Here is a 14,469-nt window from a genome sequence, read left to right on the forward strand (position 1 = left end):
TGAGCGAGGGCCCTCGGCGCCGAGGGAGAGGTGAGGAGGCTAGGGCCGAGGAGGCTCGGGCCGTGCTCGGGCCGAGGCTCGGGCCGAGGCTCGAATTGTCGTGTCCCTGGCCCGACTTATCCACAGGGCAAAGCGGAGTCTCGTGATCCGCGAGATCGTCAGGCCATGACGAATCACAGCGAAACCACTGGATCCCCCGAAAACGGCAAGGCTGCGGAGCGTGACGAGCACGATTTCGGCAATGCGGCTCTGGGGCCCTTCGGCGAGGGATGTCCGAGCCGCTTCGATGACGAAGACTCGGCACGCTGCGACGACGAGGCTTCGGGGCGCTTGGACGACGAGCGTCCGGGCCAGCCGGGCCCGCGCCCGGGCCAAGGCGACTGCACCGCCTACGACAGCCACGGTGCCCAGCATCAGGTGACGCTCCGCACCCCGGCCGAACTGGCCGACGCACTGCCGTATCTGCTCGGATACCGCCCCGAGGACAGCATCGTCCTGGTCGCCCTGCACGACCGGGACGAACGCGGCCGGTTCGGCGGCCGCGCCCGGCTCGGCATTCCCGCCGGCGCGGACGACTGGGGTTCCGTGGCACGGCAGTTGGCACAGGGGCTGGTGAAGGGAAGCGAGCGCAGGGGAGCCCGGCCCGAGCAGATGGTCGCCTACCTCTGCCAGGAACCGGCGAAGGGTGAGTCGGGGCGGGACGTCATGGAGCGGTTGCGCCCGCTGGCCCAGAAACTTCGCGTCGAATGCGGCCTCCTCGACGTGCCCGTGATCGAGGCCCTGTGCATCGCGGACGGCCGCTTCTGGTCGTACTGCTGCGTGAACGAAGCCTGCTGCCCTCCCGAAGGCATCCCCATGGGGCTGCCCGGCACTTCGGTCCTGGCCGCCGCGGCCACCTACGCCGGTCTTCAGGTGCGCGGCACCCTGCGTGAGCTGCGAGCCAGGCTGCAGCCCTGGGAGACCGCCGCCGCCCTGGAGCAGGAGAGCGCCCTGGATGCCGCGAGCATGGCGCTGGTTCCCAGGATTCTCGACGACGTCAGTCGCGCGGGCGTGGCCGACGAGACACTGGAGTTGGCCGCACGGATCATGCATCGGCTGGCGGACGCCCCGCCCACGTCCGGACTGCTCTTGTCGGATCTACGCGATGACGAGCTTCTCGGACACGACGAGGCCGCGACAGTGATTCTCGGCCTGCAGGACCGTCTGACCCGGGACCGGGCGGCCGAATGGATGGAAGGCGACGAGGCCGCGTCGGCACTCCGGCTCTGGCGGGCGCTGGCCCGCAGGTGCGTCGGGTCCTACGGCGAGCACGCGGCGGCGCCCTTGACGCTGGCCGGTTGGGTCGCCTGGTCCATGGGCGACGACTTGGAGGCCCGCGAGGCGCTGGCCATGGCGCTGGGCGCGGATCCCGGTTACCTGTTCGCTCGCCTGCTCCATCAGGCATGCAACGAGGGGCTGGACCCGGAGTCGATCCGCCGCTGCCTGCGGGCGGAGCGGAAGGACCGCGACCGCGGGCAGGTGGCGGCACAGGTACCGCTCGGCGCGGACGAAGACCTCGGCGAGGACGAGACGTTCAGCGGGGACGAGGAGCTCTGCGAGCACGAAGAGCTCTGCAAGAACGAGGGGCTTGGCAAGATCGAGGGACTCGGCAAGATCGAGAGGAAGGCGACTGCGGAGCCGTCGGCAGCCGAGGCCGTCGAGGCGGAGCCAGTACCGGGAACTCCTGAGGTGCCTTCCCGTTCTCGACGTCGGGTCCGTCAGCGCGGCGCGGTGGGCGGCCATCCGCGCTCGGTGACATCAGAGGGGCGGGGGAGCGGAGCGAAGGTTCCTCGCCCGCGGACGGCCGCGGCAGACGGCACCCGCCCCGGCGCCGCACAGGCGGAGCACACGCGCCCGCGTACCTCGGGGAAGGGCGCTGCGCGCCGCCGCGGCAGCCGGCCCGGGGACCTGCACACCGGCCCCGGGGACCGGCATGCCGGAAGCGGCGGCACCGAGGGCAAGACGTGAGCGCGTGCCGGGGAAGCGCTGGCCGGTGGGGCCGGATCGCATTCAGCCGCGGGCCGACGTGAGCGTGACCCGAAGGACCCCCCTTCCGTTCACCTGTGTGGCGGAGCACCCGGATGCCCGTGCCTCCACCTCGTCACGTCCGTCCGGACCTCCCACCCGGCGCCGCACCCGCCCGAGGCGCACCGAGCGCAGAAGAAGCCACGCCATGCATCAGCTGACTCAGCCTTCCGCTGCCGACGACGACAGTTCGGTCGACCGGCCCGGTCTGTCTCCCGGGACGGGGGCCGATCCACCGACACACAAGGAGCATGCCGGTCGGCCCGAGTTCCGGTTCACGACCGACGCCCCGCGCGTCTTCTCACCCATCGGTCAGGAGGGGCACGCGTCCGCAACGCCGGACGGGCCCGGGAATACACCCGCGTCCACACCGACGCACCCGGTCCGTCGCGTCACCGGGTCGGCCGGCCCGGCCCACCACTCCGAGCCACGTCCGGACCGTCCACATCCGTTGCCGCCCTCGACAGGCACGGGCCGACCGCTGCCCCCACCCGCGGTTCAGGTCCCGACCCCGCCCTCACCAACCCGTCGGCCCATCGATCTGCCCCCCACCCACACCACCATGATCTGCGTCGCTCTCCCCGCCCTCGCCATCTCGACGGACCAGGGACAGATGACGGGCCAGGGACTGGAGGGGTTCTACCGTTCAGGGCGACGCCTGCTCTCCCGTTGCCGGCTCCGCGTGTCCGGACGCGAACCGCTGGCCGTGCAAGCCCGCATGATCACAGCCGACAGCGCCCGGTTCGTGAGTGCGATGCGTGCTTCCCCGCACTCGGGTCCTGACCCGGACGTCGTCGTCGAGCGCATCCGCCACGCGGACGGGACGGAGCGGATCACGCTGCACAGTGCGGCACTTCGCCCCCTGCGCGTGCCGGTCGAGGTCGCCCTCGGCACCGACATGGCGGACCTGGGCGCGATCGCCTCCGGCGCGGCGGGGCCCGAACTGCCCGCCAGCGTCTACGACTCGGGCCTGCGCTGGTCATGCACGACCGGGATTTCCTCGGTCACGGCGGATCCGCCGCCCATGGACGCGCTGGCCTCCGCGGGTCTGCTGCGCTGGGAGTTCGAACTGCCTCCCGGCGGCAGCAGAAGCGTGGAGTTGCGGGTACGCCCGGACGGAGCGGGACCCGTCCGGGCCCTGGGCCGCACGGCCACGAGCCCTCTCGCCGGCGCTCAGGCATCCGGCGACGACCCCCGGCTCCAGCCGCTGCTGCGAACAAGCGTCGAGGATCTGAACGCCCTCCTGCTGCGCGATTCCGCGCACCCGGCTGACATGCATCTCGCGGCAGGAGCCCCCTGGCGCTGTGGACCGGCCCCGGCCGACGCACTGGCCGCCGCCCGGATGACACTGCCCCTCGGCACCCGGCTCGCAGCAGGCACACTGCGTATCCTCGCCCGCACCCAACTCCGGGGCACAGGACCGCAGTCGGGCATGATCCCCGGCCCACGGCGGGACGCGGGCACCCACCTGCCCCCGGCCTGCACCGGTGCGGAAGCCACCCTGCTCTTCCCCGCCCTTCTCGCGGAGGCCCGCCGTTGGGGCCTGCCCGATTCCGAGACGGAGGAGCTGCTGCCGACGGCCGAGCGCTGTCTGGCCTGGCTGCGGACGACCGCCGGTGACGGGACCTATCTGTGCGACCCGCACCCCGGCGGGCCCGTCCGCTGCGAGACCCAGGCCCACGCCCACCGTGCCGCCCTGCTGGGTGCCGATCTGCTCGACGCCTGCGGCAGACCCGGCGGCCCCGGGCTGCGTCAATGGGCCCAGGCATTGCGGACGGCGTTCCGGGAGGACTTCTGGATCGACGACCTGGGCGGGGGCAGACCCGCGGCCGCCCGCACTCCCGACGGCACCCCGGTACCGCACCTGGGCGCGGCCGCCGTCCATCTTCTCGACACCGGCCTGCTCGGCGGGGGCGAGCTGGCACCCGGGCTGCTCGGCAAGGTGCAGACCGAACAGCTGGCACGGCTGCTTGGGGGCCCGGCCATGGACTCGGGCTGGGGTCTGCGCGGGCTGGCGGTGAAGGAAGCCGGATACAACCCGTTCGGTCACCGCACCGGAGCCGTCCGGGTCCACGAAACTGCCATCGCCGTGGCGGGCCTCGCCGCCGCCGGCTACGAGAAGGAGGCGAGCTCGCTGCTGAGGGGCGCTCTGGCCGCGGCCGAGTCCTTCGGGTACCGGCTGCCCGAGATGTACGCGGGAGAGCAGCGCACCGACGGAAGCGCCCCCCTCCCGCACCCGGCGGCCTGCCGCCCCGCCGCCACCGCGGCGGCCGCCGGCGTCCTGCTGCAGGTGACACTCGCGGGCATCCGCCCCGACGCCCCCGCCCGAACGGTCACGCTGCGCCCTGTGCACAGCGCCCCCCTGGGGGAGCTCGTCCTGACAGGGCTCCGGATCGCCGGCGCCCCCTTCTCCGTACGGGTCAGCAGGCTCGGCCTCGCCATGGTCGAGGAGGCTGCCGACGGACTGCAACTGGGGGTGTGACCACGGCCGACGCACCGTCGCGCAACGGCCCGGACCCCGTGTGGGGCGTATATCGGACCGATGTGGATCAGCCACCGAAGCGACCGGCGAAGGGAGTGTTTATCGTCAAGCAGACGACTATGATCGCCGCATGCCCTACGACCCGTCAGCATTTCCGCCCTTCGCCGTCACCGTGGACCTGGTCGTGCTGACCGTGCGCCGTCATGCCCTGTGCGCGTTGGCGGTACGCCGGGGCGAACCACCGTTTCAGGGGCGCTGGGCGCTCCCCGGCGGCTTCGTACGGGCCGACGAAGACCTGTCGCAGGCCGCCGCCCGTGAGCTGGCCGAGGAGACCGGGCTGCGCGCCCATGAGCCGTCCGTCCCCGCTCAGGACAACGGCGCTCACCTGGAGCAGCTCGCCACCTACGGCGACCCCAAGCGGGACCCGCGCATGCGCGTCGTGAGCGTCGCCCACCTGGCGCTCGCTCCCGACCTGCCCGCACCCCGCGCGGGTGGAGACGCCAGCAACGCACGCTGGGCGCCGGTCGAGGAACTGCTGCAGCAGGGCGGTTACGGCCGTGACAGCGAACCGGTGGCACCGCTCGCCTTCGATCACGCCCAGATTCTGTCCGACGGTGTGGAGCGCGCCCGGTCCAAGATCGAGTACTCCTCGCTCGCCACGGCGTTCTGCCCCACCGAGTTCACCGTCGGCGAGCTGCGCCGGGTCTACGAGGCGGTGTGGGGCGTGGCCCTCGACCCGCGCAATTTCCACCGCAAGGTCACGGGCACACCGGGCTTCCTGGTCCCCACTGGCGGGACCACCACGCGTCAGGGCGGACGCCCGGCGCAGTTGTTCCGGGCGGGCGGCGCCACGCTGCTCAACCCCCCGATGCTGCGCCCCGAAGTGTGACGGCGGAGTCCGAACTCGGCGCTGCGGCTTCGGCGGAGAGCGGCGAACAGCGTCCGAGCGGTCCTGTCACGGACTGCCGAGTGGGCGAGCGATCCACGTAAAACAGGACATAGCGCGCTATCTTGCTGCCGTGATCCAGGTCTTCGGGTTGACCAGCATTACCCGCAAGGGGCTTCCGTGCGCCGTCGACGACGTGTCCTTCGACGCGCACTCGGGCCGCATGACCGCGTTGCTCGGTGCGCCGGGGGCGGGTAAGACGACGTCCCTCAGACTCATGCTCGAACTCCAACAGGGCCGCGGCATCACCTACTTCAGGGGTCGGCCCCTGCACCGGATCGCGCATCCGTCGCGGGAAGTCGGTGTGCTCCTGGGGGACGTGCCGGGGCATCCGTCCCGCAGCGTCCGCGGTCACCTCCGCATGCTCTGCGCCGCAGCGGGAGTCACCGTCCGCCGTGCCGACGAGATCATCGAGGCGGTGGGTCTTGCCGCACTGCGTGACGAGCGCCTCGGCACACTGTCACGCGGCATGGACCGCCGCCTCGGGCTGGCCTGTGCCCTCCTGCCCGATCCGCACACCCTCGTACTCGACGAACCCGCCGACGGCCTCTCCGCCCGCGAGACCCGCTGGCTGTACGGCATGCTGCACGCGCACGCGGCCCGGGGCGGCACGGTCCTGCTCACCACGGCCGATCCAAAAGAGGCAGCCCGCAGCGCCGACCGGGTCGTCACGCTGGAGCAGGGCAGACTCGTCGCCGACCAGGACGCCGGCGACTTCGCCCGTACCCGGCTGCGCCCTCGCGTCGCCGTCCGCAGCCCGCATGCCCCGCGCCTCGCCGCCCTCCTCACCAAGGAGGCCCGCGGTGCACAGCGTTCCGTCGAGGTCGTGCGCGAGGGCGGCAACCGTCTCTCCGTGTACGGCAGTAGCTGCGCGGACATCGGCGAGACGGCCTTCCGGCACGGCGTCCTCGTGCATCAACTGGCAGACGAGGTGGGAGACATGGGGCCCGGGGCGACGGACACCCTCGTCCGGCAGCCGGTCACCGTCACGGACACCCTCGTCCGGCAGTCGGTCACCGTCGAGGAGCCGCAGGCGCGTGCGGAGATGCCCCACGTGCACGTGGACCGGGACGCCGGCACGACGCCATCTGGCCCGGCCCTGGTCGACGAGCCCCATCCGGCAAACGCGGAGCCGCATTCCACGAATCCGGCCGGCTCTTCCCGCCGAGCGCATCCCGAAGCGCTTGGCCCGGCTCAGGGCGACGACGCTTCTCACCTTCCCCCGCCCATCTCCCCCCGCCCCGCCCCCTCCCCCCTCCGCCCCCTGCGCTACGAAATCCGTCGCGCAACCGGTATCGGCACCGGTTTCCTCACCGCCGCGGCCGTGCTCGTCGTATCCGCCCTCACCGCCGTCCTCCTGGCCCGGACCGGGCACACCCCACAGGCGCGGTTGCTGGCCGCGTGGCCGCGGGAACTGCCGCTGCCGCCCGCCGCGCTCGGTGCGGGACTTCTCGGTGCGCTGGCCTTCGGCGATGAGTTCCGCCACCCCGCGCTGGCGGCGGACCGCGGCACCGTGCCCCGCCGGCTGGGGCTGCTCGCCGCGAAACTCTTCGTCGCCACGGCCACCGCACTGATGCTGGCCTTCACCACGCTTGGCTGCGACGCCGAAATGCTCTACATCGTCTACGGACGGGAGCTCACGCAAGTTCCCGCGGACTGGTTGTCGCTGAGCGCGAATTGGCTCGGGCTGGTCGTCGGATGTGCTTGGGCCGGGGTATTGGCCGCGGGTGTTTTCCGGTCCACAACTGCGGGACTTGCGGCCGTGCTCGCGGTACCGGTGGCCGTCGTTCCGCTCGTACAAAAGGCCTTGGTGGGATCGTCGGTTCGTACGGCGGCCGGATTTCCGCTGCGGCTTCGGGAGGTGCTCATGGCGCAGTGGCCCTTCGGGGGTGAGCGCTATCTGTACGCCGTGGCACGGGTGATCGCCCAACCTGTCGGAGGTGCCCTGACGTTGTCGCTCACCGCTCTGCTCTGCGCATATCTGCTCACCACGTTGCGCAGCCGGGCTCGATGACGACCGTCCGTACACATACGCTCCCACCCTGTGCACAACTCCCGGAGGGAAGCCGATTTCTTTCCGATAAGGCGTCAATTGAGGCGAAGTGAGCGATCACCCTTTCGTGTGCTTTTCACCAAAGCCCTCAAGGGAGTTGGGAAGGGCGCCGACAAAAGTTCCGTGAGTACCCTTGCGCACACCATGATGACCGCCGCCCGCTCCGCAGACTCCGGTCTCGCCGGCCCGGGCGAACTCGACCGCTATCCCTACGCGGAGACCCCCATGGTCGACCGTGTCGGAGCTCCTGCCTGGGAGGGCGCGGAACCCGAGCTGGGCCGCGTGGGCCGACGTGCCGCAGGCAGCCGCGGACGCGGGCTCCACGGCCAACTCGTGCAGCAGCTTGGCCAGATGATCGTTTCCGGTGATCTGGGCGCCGACCGTCCGCTGGTGCCCGAGGAGATCGGGCAGCGTTTCGAGGTCTCCCGCACCGTTGTCCGTGAGTCGCTCCGCGTCCTCGAGGCCAAGGGCCTGGTGAGTGCCCGCCCGAACGTCGGCACGCGCGTGCGACCCGTCAGCGACTGGAACCTCCTCGACCCGGACATCATCGAATGGCGCGCCTTCGGACCGCAGCGTGACGACCAGCGCCGCGAGCTGAGCGAACTGCGCTGGACGATCGAACCGCTCGCCGCCCGCCTCGCCGCGGGGCACGGGCGCGAGGAGGTCCAGCAGCGGCTCGTCGACATGGTGGAGATCATGGGGCACGCCATGGGGCAGGGTGACGCGATCACCTTCTCCCGTGCCGACAGTGAGTTCCACTCCCTGCTGATCCAGGTCGCGGGCAACCGGATGCTGGACCACCTCTCCGGGATCGTCACCGCCGCCCTCCAGGTGTCCGGCGGTCCGGTCACCGGCTGTGACCGGCCCAACGAGACGTCGCTGGGGCACCACGGCCGGATCGTCGATGCAATCGCGACCGGGGACGGCGCGGGAGCCGAGTCGGCCATGCGCCAACTGCTGACCGTTCATCCCGAGGTGGAGCGCGTCGTCCCCGCGCCGCGCGAACACTGACCTCACCTCGCGGGCGGCGCGGCCGGGAGATGTCTTCTTCCCCCTGTGGCATCGCACGGCCGCCGAACCGCCTCCGTCGGACCCGGCAGGATCCGCGAGATCCTGCCGGGTCCGACGGCGTGACGGGCAGCGAGACTCTGGCAATGCAGCAATCCGGCCCCGGGACGACCTCTTCTGTGCGTATCCGTCCGCTTTTGAGCGCTTACGGGCTGTGACTCGGGCCACGTAGATTGGGCGTAACACTCGTGGAAACAGCGCGATGACCTAAGAGGTGACTACCGAGGAGGGAATACGGACGCCGCTTGCGGCGCTGTGCATCTTCCCGGCCCCCGCCCGCGCCGTCGGCCCGATCCCCAAAGCCGACGGTCGGCCCCTGTCCGCCGTGGACGGGGCCGGAAGCCGTTTTCCAACGTTCCGAGAGGTTGTTCGTGTCGGCCAGCACATCCCGTACGCTCCCGCCGGAGATCGCCGAGTCCGTCTCTGTCATGGCTCTTATTGAGCGGGGAAAGGCTGAGGGGCAGATCGCCGGCGACGATGTGCGTCGGGCCTTCGAAGCTGACCAGATTCCGGCCACTCAGTGGAAGAACGTACTGCGCAGCCTCAACCAGATCCTCGAGGAAGAGGGTGTGACGCTGATGGTCAGTGCCGCGGAGCCCAAGCGCACCCGAAAGAGCGTCGCAGCGAAGAGTCCGGCCAAGCGCACCGCCACCAAGACGGTCGCGGCGAAGACGGCGACGGCCAAGAAGGCCACCGCCGCCGCCCCGGAGACGCCGCCCGCCGTCGACACGCCGGTCGAGGACGACCCCAAGACGGTCGCTGCGAAGAAGGCGGTCGCCGCCAAGAAGCCGGCAGCCGCGAAGAAGACGGTCGCCAAGAAGACGGCGGCCAAGAAGACCGGCGCGAAGAAGGACGACGCCGAGGCCGTCGAGGAAGAGACGGCCGAGGAGACCCCCAAGGGTGCCGACGAGCCCGAGGGCGCCGAGAGCGCCGGCTTCGTACTCTCCGACGAGGACGAGGACGACGCGCCGGCCCAGCAGGTCGCAGCCGCGGGCGCCACGGCCGACCCGGTCAAGGACTACCTCAAGCAGATCGGCAAGGTCCCGCTGCTCAACGCCGAGCAGGAGGTCGAGCTCGCCAAGCGCATCGAGGCGGGCCTGTTCGCCGAGGACAAGCTGGCCAACGCCGACAAGCTGGCGCCGAAGCTCAAGCGTGAGCTCGAGATCATCGCCGAGGACGGCCGCCGCGCCAAGAACCACCTCCTGGAGGCCAACCTCCGTCTGGTGGTCTCCCTGGCCAAGCGTTACACCGGCCGCGGCATGCTCTTCCTGGACCTCATCCAGGAGGGCAACCTCGGTCTGATCCGCGCGGTCGAGAAGTTCGACTACACCAAGGGCTACAAGTTCTCCACGTACGCCACCTGGTGGATCCGTCAGGCGATCACCCGCGCCATGGCCGACCAGGCCCGCACCATCCGTATCCCGGTGCACATGGTCGAGGTCATCAACAAGCTCGCGCGCGTGCAGCGCCAGATGCTCCAGGACCTGGGCCGCGAGCCCACTCCGGAGGAGCTGGCCAAGGAACTCGACATGACCCCGGAGAAGGTCATCGAGGTCCAGAAGTACGGCCGTGAGCCCATCTCCCTGCACACCCCCCTGGGCGAGGACGGCGACAGCGAGTTCGGTGACCTCATCGAGGACTCCGAGGCCGTCGTCCCGGCCGACGCCGTCAGCTTCACGCTCCTGCAGGAGCAGCTCCACTCGGTTCTGGACACCCTGTCCGAGCGCGAGGCCGGTGTCGTCTCCATGCGGTTCGGTCTCACCGACGGTCAGCCGAAGACCCTCGACGAGATCGGCAAGGTGTACGGCGTGACGCGCGAGCGCATCCGCCAGATCGAGTCCAAGACCATGTCGAAGCTGCGCCACCCGTCGCGTTCGCAGGTGCTGCGCGACTACCTCGACTGAGTCACGGTCGTACGACACCGAAGGCCCGGTTCTCCCCAGGAGGACCGGGCCTTTCGTGTCGTCCCGCAGGTGCGGGCTGCCGCGGGCTGGATGACTCTGGGTCTCCCAGGATCAACCCGGAGTAAGGAGCCTGCATGCGTCGACTCTTTGTCCAGGCACTCGCCCGGCCGCTGGCTCTTGCGGCTGCAGCGACCGCAATACCTTTGCTGTCCGCCGCCCCTGCGGCCGCCGACAGCGTTGTCATAGGGAGTTTCCCCATCGATGTGTCCGAGAGCCCGTGGACGGTGGCGCTGGCCAGCCGTGACCGGTTCGGGGGTACGCGGGCCGGGCAGTTCTGCGGCGGCGTGGCCATCGCCCGTACGACCGTGCTCACGGCCGCCCACTGCATGGGTGAGGACGTCCTGGGGGCGTCGCCGAAGCGCGTCAGCGACCTGAAGGTCATCGCGAACCGTACGGACCTGCTCTCGCACCGCGGCCAGGAGATCCCGGTGCGCGCGGTCCGGGTGAACCCGGACTACGACAGCGGCACAAACGCCGGTGACTTCGCTCTGCTCACCCTCGCCGATCCGCTGCCGCAGAGTTCGGTGATCGGGATGGCGGCCGCCGGCGATCCCGCCTACAAGCCGGGCACGGGCGCCATGGTCTCCGGGTGGGGAGATCTCACCGGCGGCGGCGACTACGCGCGCAGTCTGCGGGCGACACGCGTGCACGTGCTGTCCGACACCCGCTGCCGGCAGGCGTATCCGGGCAGTGCCGAAGGCGCCTACCTGGCCGGGAGCATGCTGTGTGCCGGGGAGACGGGCGGCGGCCACGACGCGTGCCAGGGGGACAGCGGTGGCCCCCTGGTCGCCCAGGGGAAGCTGATCGGGCTCGTGTCCTGGGGGAGCGGCTGCGGCCGTGCGAAGAATCCCGGCGTCTACACGCGCGTCTCTGAGGTCGTACGGGCGCAGGGGCGGAGTGTCGCGGCGAGCGGGCCCGGCGGGGCCGCTGAGGGAGCCTGAGCGGCGTTTCAGACACGAGCACGGGCGGCGCAGTCCCTGGAAGCAGGGGCTGCGCCGCCCGTGTCCCGGCCTGTGCCGGATCTGGCTCGTCGTGGATGCGAGGTGTCAGCGCTCTTCTTCAGAGGCGGATGCCGGAACGGTCGTGAGCCGCTCCGTCTCGTCCTGTATCTCAGCGGCGATCTTCTTGAGTTCCGGCTCGAACTTGCGACCGTGGTGGGCGCAGAAGAGCAGCTCTCCGCCGCTGAGCAGGACAACGCGCACGTAGGCCTGTGCGCCGCAGCGGTCGCACCGGTCAGCGGCCGTCAGCGGGCTCGCGGGGGTCAGAACAGTAGTCACGTCGCCTCTTCTCTAGCTCGACGAGCTGTCGTACCAGGGTCAACATCCAACCAGCCCCAAAACGTTCCCGCCCCGGGCTTCTCCTCGAAAAAAATCTTCGAGGACGGCTGTCTGCTGGCGGTTGGCGGCGAATGTGCCGTATTGCGTGTCAGTCGTGTCTTACGGTTTCGCGCGGTTTGTCATGGTCTAGCCCTCCCGGCTGGGTTGCCGGTTGTTCATGAGGACGTGCCCGGAGCCTAAATGGTTCATGCCTGGAAGGGAACGTGATATGTACTTCACCCCATCGAGGGATCGAACACGTATGCGATACTGGTCTACTCTTAACTTCAGCCCGAGGGTGGCGTTACAACGGCTCTACCAGGGCTCGGTACCCTCTTGACGGCTACCGAAGCCGCGCCCTTACCCACCAGGGCCCCACCTGAAATTCAGCGAGGAGCGAACCGCGTGACCGCCGAGACGTCCGTGCCGTCCACAGCGCTGCTGGCAGGAGCAGACCGGGACGGTTCCAACTACACCGCGCGGCACCTGCTCGTCCTCGAGGGGCTCGAGGCCGTGCGGAAGCGCCCGGGCATGTACATCGGGTCCACCGACAGCCGTGGCCTGATGCACTGCCTCTGGGAGATCATCGACAACTCCGTGGACGAGGCCCTCGGGGGCTACTGCGACCACATCGACGTGATCCTCCACGACGACGGCTCGGTGGAGGTGCGGGACAACGGCCGGGGTATCCCGGTCGACGTCGAGCCCAAGACCGGCCTGTCCGGCGTCGAGGTCGTCATGACCAAGCTGCACGCCGGCGGCAAGTTCGGCGGCGGCTCCTACGCCGCCTCCGGCGGTCTGCACGGGGTGGGCGCCTCCGTGGTGAACGCCCTCTCGGCCCGCCTGGACATGGAGGTGGACCGGGACGGGCACACCCATGCGGTCAGCTTCCGGCGTGGTGTCCCCGGTGCGTTCGCCGCGGACGGCGACAACGCCAAGTTCGAGGCGAAGAGCGGCCTGCGCAAGGTCAAGAAGATCCCCAAGACCCGCTCCGGCACGCGCACGCGTTACTGGGCCGACCGCCAGATCTTCCTCAAGGAGGCCAAGCTCTCCCTGCAGACGCTGCACCAGCGCGCCCGTCAGACGGCGTTCCTGGTGCCCGGCCTGACGATCGTTGTCCGTGACGAGCTCGGCCTCGGTGAGGGCGGCAGCAAGGGCGAGGAGTCGTTCCGCTTCGACGGCGGCATCAGCGAGTTCTGCGAGTACCTGGCGAGCGACAAGCCCGTCTGCGACGTCCTGCGCCTGTCCGGCCAGGGCACCTTCAGGGAGACGGTCCCCGTCCTGGACGAGCACGGGCAGATGACGCCCACCCAGGTCACCCGGGAACTCGAGGTCGACGTCGCGCTGCGCTGGGGTACGGGGTACGACACGACCCTCAGGTCGTTCGTGAACATCATCGCCACCCCCAAGGGCGGCACCCACGTCGCGGGCTTCGAGACGGCCGTGACCAGCACGATCAACGAGGTCCTGCGCGCCAAGAAGATGCTGCGCGTCGCCGAGGACGACATCGTCAAGGACGACGCCCTGGAGGGTCTCACCGCGGTCGTCACGGTGCGTCTGGCCGAGCCGCAGTTCGAGGGCCAGACCAAGGAGGTCCTCGGCACCTCCGCGGCCCGGCGCATCGTGAACGGTGTGATCTCCAAGGAGCTCAAGGCGTTCCTGACCTCCACCAAGCGGGACGCCGCCGCGCAGGCGCGTGTCGTCATGGAGAAGGCGGTCGCCGCCGCTCGTACGCGCATCGCCGCCCGCCAGCACAAGGACGCGCAGCGCCGGAAGACGGCCCTGGAGTCCTCGTCGCTGCCGGCGAAGCTCGCGGACTGCCGCAGCGACGACGTGGACCGCAGCGAGCTGTTCATCGTCGAGGGAGACTCCGCGCTCGGCACGGCGAAGCTCGCCCGGAACTCCGAGTTCCAGGCGCTGCTGCCGATCCGCGGCAAGATCCTCAACGTCCAGAAGTCGTCCGTGACCGACATGCTCAAGAACGCCGAGTGCGGCGCGATCATCCAGGTCATAGGGGCCGGTTCGGGCCGGACGTTCGACATCGACGCGGCCCGCTACGGCAAGATCATCATGATGACCGACGCCGACGTCGACGGCTCACACATCCGCACTCTGCTGCTGACGCTGTTCCACCGCTACATGCGGCCCATGGTCGAGGCGGGCCGGGTCTTCGCCGCTGTGCCGCCGCTGCACCGCATCGAGATCGTCCAGCCGAAGAAGGGCCAGGACAAGTACGTCTACACGTACTCGGACCGGGAACTGCGCGACAAGCTGCTGGAGTTCCAGAGCAAGGGAATCCGGTACAAGGACTCCATCCAGCGCTACAAGGGCCTCGGCGAGATGGACGCCGATCAGCTGGCCGAGACGACGATGGACCCGCGCCACCGGACCCTGCGCCGGATCAACCTCTCCGACCTCGACTCGGCCGAGTCCGTCTTCGATCTGCTGATGGGCAACGACGTCGCGCCGCGCAAGGAGTTCATCTCCAGCTCGGCGGCGACGCTGGATCGGTCGCGCATCGACGCGTAGGCGCTGTGCCCGGCCCGGCCGGTCCGGCATGGTCGGCCCCGGCCGGT

9 protein-coding genes are annotated in these 14,469 nt (G+C 70.2%); 8 read left to right on the forward strand and 1 reads right to left on the reverse strand.

Annotation, left to right across the window (positions count from 1 at the left end; all coding sequences use genetic code 11):
• Positions 1 to 165 precede the first annotated feature (165 nt).
• From ACIBN2_RS05995 to ACIBN2_RS06025, 7 genes are all read left to right on the forward strand, one after another.
• The gene (locus ACIBN2_RS05995) at positions 166 to 2,007 is read left to right on the forward strand and encodes a DUF4192 domain-containing protein (RefSeq protein ID WP_399132965.1); all 1,842 of its coding nucleotides are present in this window, start codon (positions 166 to 168) and stop codon (positions 2,005 to 2,007) included.
• Positions 2,008 to 2,626: 619 nt separating this feature from the next.
• On the forward strand, positions 2,627 to 4,546 hold the full coding sequence (locus ACIBN2_RS06000; protein ID WP_399132966.1) for a glycogen debranching N-terminal domain-containing protein: 1,920 nt from the start codon (positions 2,627 to 2,629) through the stop codon (positions 4,544 to 4,546).
• Positions 4,547 to 4,676: 130 nt separating this feature from the next.
• Positions 4,677 to 5,435 (forward strand): NUDIX domain-containing protein, encoded by a 759-nt coding sequence (locus ACIBN2_RS06005; protein ID WP_399132967.1) that lies wholly within the window; start codon positions 4,677 to 4,679, stop codon positions 5,433 to 5,435.
• A 130-nt stretch (positions 5,436 to 5,565) separates the two neighbouring features.
• Entirely contained in the window at positions 5,566 to 7,506 is a 1,941-nt protein-coding gene (locus ACIBN2_RS06010) for an ATP-binding cassette domain-containing protein (protein ID WP_399132968.1), read from the forward strand.
• A gap of 162 nt (positions 7,507 to 7,668) precedes the next feature.
• A complete protein-coding gene (locus ACIBN2_RS06015; protein ID WP_399132969.1) occupies positions 7,669 to 8,556 on the forward strand; it encodes a FadR/GntR family transcriptional regulator in 888 nt (295 codons plus the stop codon).
• A 428-nt stretch (positions 8,557 to 8,984) separates the two neighbouring features.
• Positions 8,985 to 10,517 carry an RNA polymerase sigma factor gene (locus tag ACIBN2_RS06020; protein ID WP_399132970.1) on the forward strand — a complete coding sequence of 511 codons (1,533 nt, stop codon included), beginning with the start codon at positions 8,985 to 8,987 and terminating at the stop codon, positions 10,515 to 10,517.
• A gap of 134 nt (positions 10,518 to 10,651) precedes the next feature.
• Entirely contained in the window at positions 10,652 to 11,518 is an 867-nt protein-coding gene (locus tag ACIBN2_RS06025; RefSeq protein ID WP_399132971.1) for a serine protease, read from the forward strand.
• A gap of 105 nt (positions 11,519 to 11,623) precedes the next feature.
• Here ACIBN2_RS06025 and ACIBN2_RS06030 read toward each other — a convergent pair whose 3' ends face one another.
• Positions 11,624 to 11,854: a hypothetical protein gene (locus tag ACIBN2_RS06030; protein WP_030790025.1), complete on the reverse strand. Its 231-nt coding sequence runs from the start codon at positions 11,852 to 11,854 to the stop codon at positions 11,624 to 11,626.
• A 444-nt stretch (positions 11,855 to 12,298) separates the two neighbouring features.
• On the opposite strand from ACIBN2_RS06030, the gene ACIBN2_RS06035 reads away from it, so the two are divergent.
• A complete protein-coding gene (locus ACIBN2_RS06035; RefSeq protein ID WP_399132972.1) occupies positions 12,299 to 14,422 on the forward strand; it encodes a type IIA DNA topoisomerase subunit B in 2,124 nt (707 codons plus the stop codon).
• Positions 14,423 to 14,469: the final 47 nt, after the last annotated feature.

Origin of the sequence: Streptomyces sp. NPDC050534 (assembly GCF_044457745.1) — a bacterium.
Taxonomy (GTDB): domain Bacteria; phylum Actinomycetota; class Actinomycetes; order Streptomycetales; family Streptomycetaceae; genus Streptomyces.

What these genes read in the sequence shown, in the direction of transcription:
- ACIBN2_RS06000 (WP_399132966.1), top strand. Translation starts at nt 2,627, where the DNA reads ATGATCTGCGTCGCTCTCCCCGCCCTCGCCATCTCGACGGACCAGGGA.
- ACIBN2_RS05995 (WP_399132965.1), top strand. Translation starts at nt 166, where the DNA reads ATGACGAATCACAGCGAAACCACTGGATCCCCCGAAAACGGCAAGGCT.
- ACIBN2_RS06025 (WP_399132971.1), top strand. Translation starts at nt 10,652, where the DNA reads ATGCGTCGACTCTTTGTCCAGGCACTCGCCCGGCCGCTGGCTCTTGCG.
- ACIBN2_RS06005 (WP_399132967.1), top strand. Translation starts at nt 4,677, where the DNA reads ATGCCCTACGACCCGTCAGCATTTCCGCCCTTCGCCGTCACCGTGGAC.